Source organism: Acinetobacter legionensis (assembly GCF_057165765.1).
The window spans coordinates 3589950-3602195 of the sequence record NZ_CM169896.1; the positions used below are offsets into that span (position 1 = coordinate 3589950).

A 12246-nucleotide genomic window follows, 5' to 3' on the forward strand; every position below is an offset into this window, starting at 1 on the left:
CTATATTTTTGAATCAATTTGCTCAGGTTTAAACTCATGGATAAACTTCGCATAATCATCAATATATGATCTAAATGCTTCTTCGCGAGTGGTAAAGTAAAATATTTCATTACCATTTCTAACGATGGTTTCAGGAGATTTACCATTACAGTATCCTCCTGCTGAATAGACAGCAGACTTAAGCATTTGAAAACTTTGCTCAGCAAGCTGTTCATCCTTAAAAGCAAAAACCAGCAAAACAAAATCTGGGCGATATTGTTTTTCATCACCTAACTTAACTTTACTGATTGCCTTATAAGAGCGGATGCCCTCACCTTTTACTTGAATCACCCTATTCAGAGAACAATCATTTTCAGACCAAGAGCTACCACTGTCTTTTTCTATAAACTCAAAATTGGCTTTTAATAAACGTGTTTGTAGTGCCAACAGTAATGTTTCATTTTCATCTACCGAGTCGGTTTCTATAGTGACGTAGCGGGTATCTTCATTTGGCATTTCATTAAAAGTTAAACCACTGGCAGGTCGGTTTCGATCCGCTTGCGTAGATGTTGGAGTATCAGCGGATTGCTGCTCTTTTGGATGCTCTGAACATGCATACAAACTGATAAGTATTGCCATAATCCCTATGTTTTTTTTCATCAGCCCCATCTCTATTTTCTTGCTTGCATAAAAAACGGTACTTGATCGTACCGTTTCATTCAACTCTTTTACAATGATTTAATAGCTTTATCAGGCTTTAGACATATTAAAATACTGTAATTTGAATCAATTTGATGAAGATTAAGCTTCAGGGCGTTTCTTTAATTCATCACGAATTTCACGCAGTAATGCAATATCTTCTGGTGTAGCAGCAGGCGCTTCTTCAGCAGGTTTACGAATTTTATTGAGGAATTTAACCAACAAGAAAACCACCCACATTAAGATCAGGAAGTTCAATACAATTGTGATGAAATTACCATAGGTTAGTACGTTAATCCCAGCTTTGGTCAATTCATCCAATGATGAAAGGTTATTTGGGTTATCGCCCAGTACGACAAATTTTTGAGTAAAATCAACACCACCACCCGTAATCACTGTGATTAAAGGCATAATCACGTCTTTCACTAATGAGTCGATAATTTTATTGAAAGCACCACCAATGATGACACCAATTGCCAAATCCATCATATTGCCTTTAATGGCAAATTCTCTGAACTCTGAAAGAATACTCATACTTTAACTCCACGCCGATTTTGCGTATTTTTTATGTGACGAAGTATACATTATGTTTCAACATATATTTCCGCCTAATTTACTCGCTTTTTATTAAAAACCAATATCCTTTTACATTTATATAAAAAAACCGCAATTTATTAAAAAATTGCGGTTTTTTTCTAGAAATTAAATTATTTCCAGTTTGAACGCTTAGCCACGTGAAGCACGTTTACGTTCATTTTCAGTTAAGAATTTTTTACGAATACGAACTGATTTAGGTGTTACTTCAACTAATTCGTCATCTTCAATAAATTCTAATGCTTGTTCAAGCGTGAATTTAATTGCAGGTGTTAACGTTAACGCTTCATCTGTACCAGATGCACGCATATTAGTTAACTGTTTCGCTTTCGTTGGGTTCACAGTCATGTCGTCTGAACGAGAGTTCATACCCACGATCATACCTTCATAAACTTCTAACTGTGGTTCAGCAAATAGACGACCACGGTCTTGTAAAGTGAACAATGCAAACGCTAAGCAAGTACCGTTAACCATTGAGATCAACACACCGTTTTGACGTTTCGCAACTGCACCTTGTTTAGCAGGCCCATAATGCGAGAAGCTAGAAGTCATGATACCAGTACCAGAGGTAATGGTTAAGAATTCAGAACGGAAACCAATCAAACCACGTGATGGAACAGTTGCTTCAATACGGATACGGCCTTTACCGTCAACTTCCATATTGGTCAACTCACCTTTACGGTTACCCATTTGTTCCATAACAGAACCTTGATGTTGTTCTTCAACATCAAAAGTAACGTTTTCGTATGGTTCTTGAGTTTCGCCATCCACTTCTTTCATGATCACTTGCGGACGAGAAACACCCATCTCGAAGCCTTCACGACGCATTGTTTCAATCAATACTGAAAGGTGAAGTTCACCACGACCAGAAACTTTGAAACGGTCTGGACTGTCAGTATCTTCAACACGTAAAGCAACGTTATGGATCAATTCGCGATCTAAACGCTCACGGATATTACGTGAAGTTACAAATTTACCTTCTTTACCAGCAAACGGTGAATTGTTTACTTGGAACGTCATCGAAACTGTAGGTTCATCTACAGACAATGCAGGTAATGCTTCAACATTTTTAGGATCACAGATTGTGTCAGAAATGTTCAATGCATCTAAACCAGTGATACATACGATATCACCCGCTTGAGCAGAATCTACATCTACACGCTCTAAACCATGGTAACCCATAATTTTCAAGATACGACCATTACGTGTCTTGCCATCTTTATCGATCACAGTCACTGGTGTATTGGTTTTTACTGAACCACGTTGAATACGGCCAACACCAATTACACCCACGAAACTATTATAGTCAAGTGATGAAATTTGCATTTGGAATGGACCATCAATATCAACTGCTGGTGGTTCAACGATATCTACGATTGTTTCAAACAACGGTGTCATATCTTCAGCTAATTCTTCAGGAGAAGGACCAGCAACACCACGTAAGCCAGAAGCATATACGATTGGGAAGTCTAACTGTTCATCACTACCGCCTAAGTTATCGAACAAATCAAATACTTGATCGATAACCCAGTCTGGACGAGCGCTTGGCTTATCTACTTTGTTGATGATAACAATTGGCTTCAAACCACGAGCAAACGCTTTTTGTGTTACAAAGCGAGTTTGTGGCATTGGGCCTTCTTGTGAATCGACAAGAAGAAGTACGCAGTCAACCATAGACATTACACGTTCTACTTCACCACCAAAGTCAGCATGTCCTGGGGTGTCGACGATGTTGATGCGGTATTCAGTATTTGTACGCTTGTCTAACCATTTGATCGCAGTGTTTTTTGCAAGAATGGTAATACCGCGTTCAGACTCAAGCGCATTCGAATCCATAACACGCTCAATCTCACCCGCGCGGTCACCGAGTGCACCTGATTGTTGTAAAAGTTTGTCGACAAGAGTCGTTTTACCATGGTCGACGTGCGCGATGATGGCAATATTACGGAGAGTTTTAATATCAGACATGTAAATTCGATACGCTTTAAATTTGAGGGCAAATTATACAGAAAAATCTTAACTTTTAGTAGTGACAGTTTATTGACAGTTACAAGTTTTTTTCACAACAGCAGGCTTTTTATTTTGTAATAGTGTGTAAAGCGATTAGAATAGCGCCATCTTGCCACTTCCAATTGCTGTGCCATGTCCAATTCTAACCCCTCTCCCAATCAGAAACAGACTCAAATCGATCTTGTTTATGGTCTAGATGATCGTCCAAAACCACTCATCGCTTTTTTTGCGGCTTTGCAACATTTACTTGCGATTATTGTTCCAATTGTAACACCCGGTTTACTGATTTGTTTAGCTTTAGGTGTTTCTCCTCAAGATACCAATATGATTCTTTCCATGTCATTGGTGATTTCTGGAGTGGCAACATTCTTACAATGTAAAAAAATTGGACCATTTGGTGCAGGGCTACTGATTGTTCAAGGTACAAGTTTTAACTTTATTGGTCCAATGATTGGGATTGGTTCTGCCATGGTTGCTGCCGGCACACCAGTAGAGGCAGTTATGGCATCTATTTTTGGTGTGGTCATTGCAGGCTCATTTATTGAAATGGGTGTTTCTCGTATTTTACCTTGGGTAAAAAAGTTGATCACACCATTGGTTACAGGAATTGTGGTGCTGTTAATTGGTTTAACCTTAATTAAAGAAGGCTTAATCAGCATGGGCGGCGGCTACCAAGCCATGGAAAGTCATACGTTTGCCAGTGCCGACAATCTCATTATGTCATGTACAGTGTTGGCAATTATCGTTCTTCTCAATCGCTTCAAAGTAGTTTGGGTGAAAAGTTCTGCAATTCTCATTGCTTTAGTGATCGGCTATATTCTTGCGGGCTTTATGGGCTATTTGGATTTTTCTGGTTTAAAAGATGCCCCATTGATTCAAATTCCGACACCAATGCATTTTGGAATTAGCTTCTCATGGAGCTTATTTATTCCTATGGCGTTTATTTATCTTGTCACGTCATTAGAAGCAATTGGCGATGTCACCGCAACCTCTAAAATTTCAAATCAGCCTGTAGATGGCCCAGTGTGGATGGAACGAATTAAAGGTGGTGTATTGGTCAATGGTGCCAACTCTTTCCTTGCAGGGATCTTCAACACATTCCCAAGTTCTGTCTTTGCACAAAATAATGGTGTAATTCAGTTGACGGGTGTTGCAAGTCGTTTTGTTGGGATTTGGATTGCAATCCTGCTTATCATTCTGGGGTTATTCCCTGCTGTGGCTGGTATCATTCAGGCGGTACCGCAAGCGGTACTGGGCGGTGCGGTTATGGTAATGTTTGGTGCAGTTGCTGCTTCAGGCATTAACATTTTATCGGGAATTCAACTAGACCGTCGTGCACTACTAATTATTGCTATCTCTTTGGGTCTCGGCCTAGGGGTTGCGCAAGTTCCTCAAATTTTGGAACATTTGCCAGAATTACCGCGTAATATTTTTAGTTCTGGTGTCGCAACTGGCGGACTCGCTGCATTAATTTTGAATTTAGTTTTACCCGAAACTAAAAAATAATAAATCTATTCTTTATAATGCCCAGCTTAGACTGGGCATTGCGCTAATTTTTATTGATGGATGGTGAATATGGAGCCAAAAAGCGAAGTTGTCATTCGACAGCATGACTACCTTTCTGGACGCGTGCTATTTGTAAATGCAGCAACGGATGATCTACTTTCAAATTTAGCTCATAACATCGAAGCAAGCATTTGGACTTGGAATTACAATGAGTTTCAATATTTTCAGAATCAGCAGGCAAAGGTACATTTTGGTACTGACCTGCCAGAAGCTGAATTTGATCAGGCTGTTGTTTTTGTTCCAAAATCAAAAGAGCTACTCAATTATATCTTGCACAATTTAGTCAGTCGTTTAGCCGTTGGCGCTTCGATTTTCTTGGTTGGAGAGAAAAAAGGTGGGGTAGAACGTGCTGCAAAACAACTCCAGCCTTATGGTCAAGCCATCAAGCTTGATAGCGCACGTCATTGTCAAATGTGGCAACTCACCACAGATAAAACTGTAACTGCAAAGCCATTAGCAGAATGGGCGCAAGTCTATAATGTTCCAACACCTGCTGGAGAACTTAGCATTTGTGCACTCCCTGGTGTGTTTAGCCAAAATCGTCTCGATATTGGAACTGGGGTTCTTTTACCTTATCTCAAGCAGGTCACTTCTGGAAAAATTGCAGACTTTGGCTGTGGTGCTGGCGTCATCAGTGCTTATCTCAGTAAACTTAATCCGAAAAATCGCATTTTTGCTTTAGATGTCGATGCTTTTGCTTTAGCATCAACACGAATGACCTTTGAAAAAAATAATTTACCTTTAGAACAACTTGAAATAAAAGCAGTCACAGGGATTGAGGATGCACCATTGTTCTTACATGCGATTGTGAGTAATCCTCCATTTCACCAAGGTATTCAAACAGATTACAATGCCAGTGAAACGTTATGTAAAACTGCTAGACGACATTTAAAATCAGGTGGTGAATTATGGATTGTGGCAAACCGCTTCCTAAATTACCCATTACTCATTGAGCAGAGTTTTAGTCAATGTACGACTAAAGCAGATCAACAAGGCTTTAAAGTGCTGTTCGCCAACACTCAAAAAAGTAGTAAGGAATAACGATGAGCGAAACAGATCATCCCCAACAACTCCAGCGGAAGCTAGGAGCACGACATTTAAACATGATCGCCATTGGCGGTTCTATTGGTACAGGGTTATTCCTTGCTTCTGGTCAAACGATTGCCACAGCTGGTCCTGGTGGTGCATTACTTGCTTATGTTCTGATTGGTATCATGATTTATTTCTTGATGACCAGTTTAGGTGAACTTGCAACCCATAATCCAACATCAGGTGCATTCTTTACCTATGGTAATAAATATGTAGAAGAAGGTTTTGGTTTCGCACTGGGCTGGAACTACTGGTATAACTGGGCCATTACTGTTGCATTTGAATTGGTTGCCGTTCAATTCATCATGAAATTTTGGTTTCCCGATATCCCTGGATTTTGGTGGAGTGCGCTATTCCTTGCGATTATCTTCTTTATCAATGCATTAACTGTAAAAGGTTTTGGTGAAAGTGAATTTTTATTTTCACTGGTTAAAGTGATTGCCATCATCTTCTTTATTGTCATTGGCTTATTCATGATTGGTAAAATCATGTTAGATCCAACAGATTCAATTAGCAAAAATTGGACTGTTGGTGAAGCGCCATTTGTCGGTGGTTTTCAAGCCTTAGTCGGTGTGGCAATGATCGCTGGATTCTCTTTCCAAGGAACAGAGATGGTAGGCGTTGCAGCGGGTGAATCTAAAGATCCGAAAAAAACCATCCCTATCGCCATTAAACAAATCTTTTGGCGTATTCTTTTATTTTATATCTTGTGTATCTTTATTATTGGTACATTGGTTGCGTATACAGATCCAAACCTTGCACTTGCTGCGGAAGGTGATGGAAACATTACCCTGTCACCATTTACCCTGTTATATGAAAAAGCAGGTTTAGCATTTGCAGCGGGCTTAATGAATGCCGTGATTTTGACTGCAATTATGTCTGCTGGTAACTCAGGTATGTATTCATCAACACGTATGTTGTTCGATATGGCACGTGAAGGTAAAGCACCACGAGTTTTCTCTAAACTCGATCTTCGCGGTGTACCCATGAATGCACTGTATGCAACCACTGCAATTGCAGCACTGTGCTTCTTAACCACCTTTATTGGTGAAAGTGTCGTGTTTACATGGTTGTTAAACATGTCAGGTATGTGCGGATTTATTGTCTGGTTAGGTATCGCAATCTCACATTATCGCTTCCGTAAAGGCTATTTAGCACAAGGTTATAAACTTGAAGATTTAGCTTATCGTGCAAAATTCTTTCCTTTTGGTCCGTGGTTTGCATTTGTTCTTTGTGCCATTATTATTCTTGGTCAAAATGCAGAAGCTGTGCTTGATGGAAAATGGATGAGTGTATTGTCTACTTATATTAGTATTCCCTTGTTCCTTGTTATTTGGCTTGGTTATAAATGGAAACACAAATCCAAATTGATTGCTTATGATCAAATGGATGTACAACCGATTCAAGTCGAAAAAGAGTAAATCATTTGATATGAATAAAGCAGCTTTTTAGCTGCTTTATTATTTTTACATAAGTAATTCCACCTGAATTAAAAATTAATTTACTATGTTTTATTGACAAAGTTTTTTTTATTTATAGAATGATGCCCATTGGATAGTGTTCAATCAGAATTTTCACCCTTGATTTTAAATCAAAAAATATAGGAGTACGACATGCATCAATTTGAGAAAACTTTAAAGTAAGATTAAGCAGTCGTCTACTCACGGGCACTGAATTAATCAAAGTGTCCGAATGTCAGTCAAACCTAGCATTCGCTAGGTTTTTTTATTGTCTTTAAAATCTGAATAGATCATTGCTTTGACAATAGAATTTTAACCACCTTCGGACAATAAAAAATTTGCTTCGAGAAAAAAAATGAGCATACAAATGATTTTAAACGCCAAAGCAGAATATGGCGTTCCTGTAAAAATTTATACAAAAGATGTGGATGAAGAAAGCTTAACGCAACTGCGAAAAATGGCACAATTACAATTTATTCATTCGCATATCGCAGTCATGCCAGATGTACATTTAGGTAAAGGTGCAACAGTGGGAAGTGTTATTCCAACCAAGAATGCCATCATTCCTGCTGCGGTTGGCGTGGATATCGGTTGCGGTATGAATGCATTAAGACTTAGTCTAAAAGCATCCCAGTTGCCCGATAATTTAAGTACTTTACGCAATGCTATTGAAAGAAAAGTACCTGTCGGCTTTGAAATGCACAAACAAATCAAAGCCAAGGCTTCTACACTTTCACCCTTAGATAAAAAGCTCCAGCGAATTACAGATAAACACCCTGCTTTAAAACGTATGTTGCGCAGTTTTGATGTTACATGGCAAAAGCAACTCGGTACCCTGGGTGGTGGTAATCACTTTATTGAATTGTGTTTTGATGAAAATGAAGATATCTGGATCATGCTACATTCAGGTAGTCGTGGCTTAGGGAATGTGATTGGTACTTATTTTATCGAACGTGCCAAGAAAGAAGCGCAGCATCGTTTTGGTCACGTGCCTGATAAAGACTTGAGCTACTTTGCAGAAGGATCAACGAATTTCGATGATTATGTGGAAGCTGTAGAATGGGCACAAGAATATGCTTTTGAAAACCGACGTGAGATGATGCGTTTAATTTTAGAAGCGATCCGCCCTTTATTACCAAGTTTTCAAATGACCAAAGAAGCGATTAATTGTCATCATAATTATGTACAGAAAGAACTTCACTTTGGTGAAGATGTCTTTGTTACACGTAAAGGTGCAATTCGTGCAGGGCTCGATGAATATGGGATTATCCCCGGTTCAATGGGCGCGCAATCTTTTATTGTTAAAGGCAAGGGTAATCCAGATTCGTTTTGTTCATGCTCACATGGCGCAGGACGTAAAATGAGTCGCTCTAAAGCCAAGCATTTGTTTAATCAGCAAGATTTAATTGCACAAACAGCAGGCATTGAGTGCCGTAAAGATAAAGGTGTGGTTGATGAGATTCCAAGTGCCTACAAGGATATTCATCAAGTTATGGCCAATCAAAATGATCTGATTGATGTGGTCCATACACTAAAACAAGTATTGTGTATTAAAGGCTAAAGCCGAAATAGCCCTCAATTTTTATCACAAATCTCAGTAAATTTCGATTTACTGAGATTCACATTTTTAATTGGATTAACAATAACGTACAGGTGGAATATCGGGATAAATCACAATCACTTGCTGACAGATTCCCTCAGCTAGCCGTTGTTGCTCAAAGACCGCTTTCGGCATGGCTTCAAAATTATCATAGAAACAAATTTCCTGATCATTTATCGAATAAACCAACGAATGATTTCCAATGCCTTCTAAAGTGTCATAAAAAACAATGATATTGCACCCTTGTTCAGTATAGTCTTGAATTTCTTCATAGCTTAGCGCTGGACTGATCTGCAACCCTAACCTTTTCGCGTCTTGATAACGGACGATTTCTTTTTCATGAATATTTGAGTCTTCATCTGTATAAAAAGCGAGATCAAAACCTAATTTTTTCAACCCAACAGCTAAGCCAATCGTAAAAGTACCATCTTCTGCATCGTGATGACAAAGTTTAACCAGCTGTTGAGTATCTAACTGAATTGAGTAATTGTGCAATAACATCCAAACAGCAAAAATACCGCAATTTGATTCTAGGTCTAATAAGGCTTTAGGCAGTTGTACACTCATTCAATTTTCAAACTTGTAGAAATCACAATCAACAATTATAACGTTATAAAATTGAATTATGATGCTTTATCAAAATTACTTAATTTTTAAAGTCACTGTTACCCGTCTATTTTTTACTCGACCTTCTGCCGTTTTATTATCAGCAATTGGCTTTATTGGTCCTAAACCAAGTGTAATCAATTGCTCTGGATTCACTTGATATTCATTTAATAGAAAATCTTTCACAATATTTGCGCGTGTTAACGATACTTTATTATTTGTAGCCAAAGAGCCTGTACTGTCTGTATGACCTTCAATGTAGAGAACAAAATTTTTATTGTCTTTCAATAATTTTGAAGCAACAGACAAAGCGGGTTTATACTCAGCTTCAATATCTATCGATTTCGGTTGAAAATATATAGACAGCCCATTTTTCAATGACTTCACTTCATTTGGATATTGTTTTTGGATTGAGACACGATTTGGATTTATTGATGTCGACGTACAGGCATTTAATGCCATGAGTACCAGTCCTAAAATGATATATTTCATCGTTAACCTGTAATTATTAATTTCTGATTCAGTTTTATTTAAATATTCTATAATTATAAGGACTTTAAATAAAAAAGCGACTCAATTGAGTCGCTTTTTTATTCACTAAATAAAGGATTATTTAGTTACAGTACGGCTACCAGTGATTGTCGCGAATACACGACGGTTCATAGCACGACCTTCTTTAGTTTTGTTGTCAGCAATCGGTTGATCCCAAGCGAAACCTTGAGTAGACAAACGAGATGCATCAATGTTGTACTCGCTTACAAGCGCTGATTTAACAGAGTTAGCACGAGCTAAAGATAAACGTTCGTTTAACTTACGTGGACCAGTGTTATCTGTATGACCTTCAATACGAGCAGTCGCATTCGGGAATGTAGTTAACGCATCAGCAACTTTAGCAACTTCTGGCTTGTATTGATCTTTGATGTTTGATTTGTTTGTATCAAAGAACACACGAAGTTCCATGTTCAAATCTTCAGTAAGAACTTGTGGAGCTGGTTCAACTGGAGTTGGAGCAACTGGAACCACTGGAGCAACTTCTACTACAGGAGCAGCAGGCTTCAAGTGACCACCAAGAACTACGTTAAGACCTGCAAGAGCAGTATAGTTCCAGAATTTTTCGTCAAAGTTATAAGTACCACGAGCTTCAGTACGAAGAGATAAAGCATCGTTTAAGCGCCAGAAAGCACCAACACCAGCATTACCTAAAGTACCTTCTTCGTTGTTATGGTAAGACATGTCATCAAGTTTATACTTGTAATGACCAGCACCTAACAATACATACGGTTTGATTTTGCTGTCATAGTTTTTAGTGATCAAATCAGAAGTAGCATAAAAGTTACCGTTGATTTGAGTTTGCTTGTATTCAGAACCAGCTACGCCAGTACCGTCAAGGTCACCTTTAACTTGGTTATATTCAGCTTCAAAACCTAACCATGGAGTAAGTTCTACACCAAGTGCAGCACCAACGAATAAATCGTCTTGTAATTCAGGGCCGTTAGTTAACTCGCCTTTATCACCACCATTGTTGTGTTGAGAGTCTTGGAAAGTGTAACCAAGTAGTAAAGGTGTAACAGTTACACCAGCATTAGCAGCAGCGAATGGAGCAGCAACAAGCATAGCAAGTGCGATACGACTCAATTTCATGGATATCCTCCAGAGATAACAATTGTTGTTCAAGCTTAGCCTAAAATTTATTGGCTATCCTGAGATAAATTTTAATACCCCAGTATTATTTTTAAGCTACTCACGTTGAATCATACAAACACTTGAGGCTTTTTCCAAGTGCTTGATAACTTTAATCAAGTAAATTATTGACAAAATTACTTACAATTTCCGTTGTAATTCGGTAACATTTTACTCAATTTTTTTGCGTGGATCGCTTATCTTTTTGCTACATGCATTTTAGCAGTAAAAGAAACCGATAGTAATAAATATTTTACTACGTTAACATTTCAATTAAATTTAATAGAAAAATCATTATTTTTCAAATAAAAAACAAGACTTAACAGAAGACCTAATGATGTATTTTTATTGTAAAGAGCAAGGTCTTACCTTATTCGAACTAATTACCATAATCTGTATTATTGCAATTATCAGCTTAATCTGCTTACCGCATTATCATAATTGGATGCAGAAACAAGAGATTAGGGCTGTTTCAGCACAAATACAGCAACATGTTTCTTATGCAAGAAGTCAAGCTTTGGTCCGACATACAACTGTGGTCATTTGTTCATCTGAAGATTTAATTCAATGTGAAAAAGACAAATGGAATAAAGGATTACTTATTTTTACAGATAAAAATAAAAATAAACAGATTGATGCTGGAGACCACATACTCCTAAAAACTGAAAATAAAATTAAATATGGCACACTGAGCTGGATTGGAAGTGCAAGCAGTAGAGATGCGTTAACTTTACAAGGTGATACTGGCCTACCCAGAGGTTCACCTGGAAGTTTCTATTATTGCAGTCAATATGATGTCGAAAATAATAAACGATACAAAATCGGACGAATGGGAGCTATAAATTTAGGACCACGACCCGAATGTTAAAAACTGTTCTCTACGGTCAGCATATATTCAATACCTAGACTTTATTCTTACACTATTTTTTATATACTGCTTAGGTTTTGGATATATTCACAGAA

At 38.0% G+C, this 12246-nt stretch carries 11 protein-coding genes; 5 read left to right on the plus strand and 6 right to left on the minus strand.

The genetic code is table 11. From position 1 onward, the window contains the following. The 3 genes from AC2G3J_RS16300 to typA all read right to left on the minus strand — a co-directional run bounded on the left by AC2G3J_RS16300 (window position 1) and on the right by typA (window position 3240). On the minus strand, window positions 1–639 hold the full coding sequence (locus tag AC2G3J_RS16300; RefSeq protein WP_483770288.1) for a hypothetical protein: 639 nt from the start codon (window positions 637–639) through the stop codon (window positions 1–3). 141 nt (window positions 640–780) lie between these two features. After that, window positions 781–1212: a large conductance mechanosensitive channel protein MscL gene (gene mscL, locus AC2G3J_RS16305; protein WP_004723003.1), complete on the minus strand. Its 432-nt coding sequence runs from the start codon at window positions 1210–1212 to the stop codon at window positions 781–783. A gap of 192 nt (window positions 1213–1404) precedes the next feature. Then, a complete protein-coding gene (gene typA / locus AC2G3J_RS16310) occupies window positions 1405–3240 on the minus strand; it encodes a translational GTPase TypA (protein ID WP_336953352.1) in 1836 nt (611 codons plus the stop codon). Between the two features lie 174 nt (window positions 3241–3414). Between typA and AC2G3J_RS16315 the strand changes: the two genes are divergently transcribed. From AC2G3J_RS16315 to AC2G3J_RS16330, 4 genes are all read left to right on the plus strand, one after another. Continuing rightward, the gene (locus AC2G3J_RS16315) at window positions 3415–4788 is read left to right on the plus strand and encodes a uracil-xanthine permease family protein (protein ID WP_419328061.1); all 1374 of its coding nucleotides are present in this window, start codon (window positions 3415–3417) and stop codon (window positions 4786–4788) included. Window positions 4789–4857: 69 nt separating this feature from the next. After that, window positions 4858–5889 (plus strand): methyltransferase, encoded by a 1032-nt coding sequence (locus AC2G3J_RS16320; RefSeq protein WP_419359116.1) that lies wholly within the window; start codon window positions 4858–4860, stop codon window positions 5887–5889. A gap of 2 nt (window positions 5890–5891) precedes the next feature. Next, window positions 5892–7358 (plus strand): amino acid permease, encoded by a 1467-nt coding sequence (locus tag AC2G3J_RS16325; protein WP_419328062.1) that lies wholly within the window; start codon window positions 5892–5894, stop codon window positions 7356–7358. Window positions 7359–7752: 394 nt separating this feature from the next. Beyond that, window positions 7753–8958, plus strand: coding sequence for an RtcB family protein (locus AC2G3J_RS16330; RefSeq protein ID WP_336953356.1), 1206 nt, complete (start codon window positions 7753–7755; stop codon window positions 8956–8958). A 75-nt stretch (window positions 8959–9033) separates the two neighbouring features. Here the strand turns inward: AC2G3J_RS16330 and AC2G3J_RS16335 are convergent, their stop codons facing one another. The 3 genes from AC2G3J_RS16335 to omp38 form a co-directional block, all read right to left on the minus strand. Next, window positions 9034–9564, minus strand: coding sequence for a cysteine peptidase family C39 domain-containing protein (locus tag AC2G3J_RS16335; RefSeq protein ID WP_483770289.1), 531 nt, complete (start codon window positions 9562–9564; stop codon window positions 9034–9036). 75 nt (window positions 9565–9639) lie between these two features. After that, window positions 9640–10095, minus strand: a complete 456-nt coding sequence (locus AC2G3J_RS16340) for an OmpA family protein (protein WP_336953358.1) — start codon at window positions 10093–10095, stop codon at window positions 9640–9642. 117 nt (window positions 10096–10212) lie between these two features. Then, window positions 10213–11244 (minus strand): outer membrane protein Omp38, encoded by a 1032-nt coding sequence (gene omp38 / locus AC2G3J_RS16345; protein ID WP_056514838.1) that lies wholly within the window; start codon window positions 11242–11244, stop codon window positions 10213–10215. Between the two features lie 484 nt (window positions 11245–11728). Between omp38 and AC2G3J_RS16350 the strand changes: the two genes are divergently transcribed. Next, window positions 11729–12151 carry a GspH/FimT family protein gene (locus tag AC2G3J_RS16350; protein WP_419328063.1) on the plus strand — a complete coding sequence of 141 codons (423 nt, stop codon included), beginning with the start codon at window positions 11729–11731 and terminating at the stop codon, window positions 12149–12151. Window positions 12152–12246: the final 95 nt, after the last annotated feature.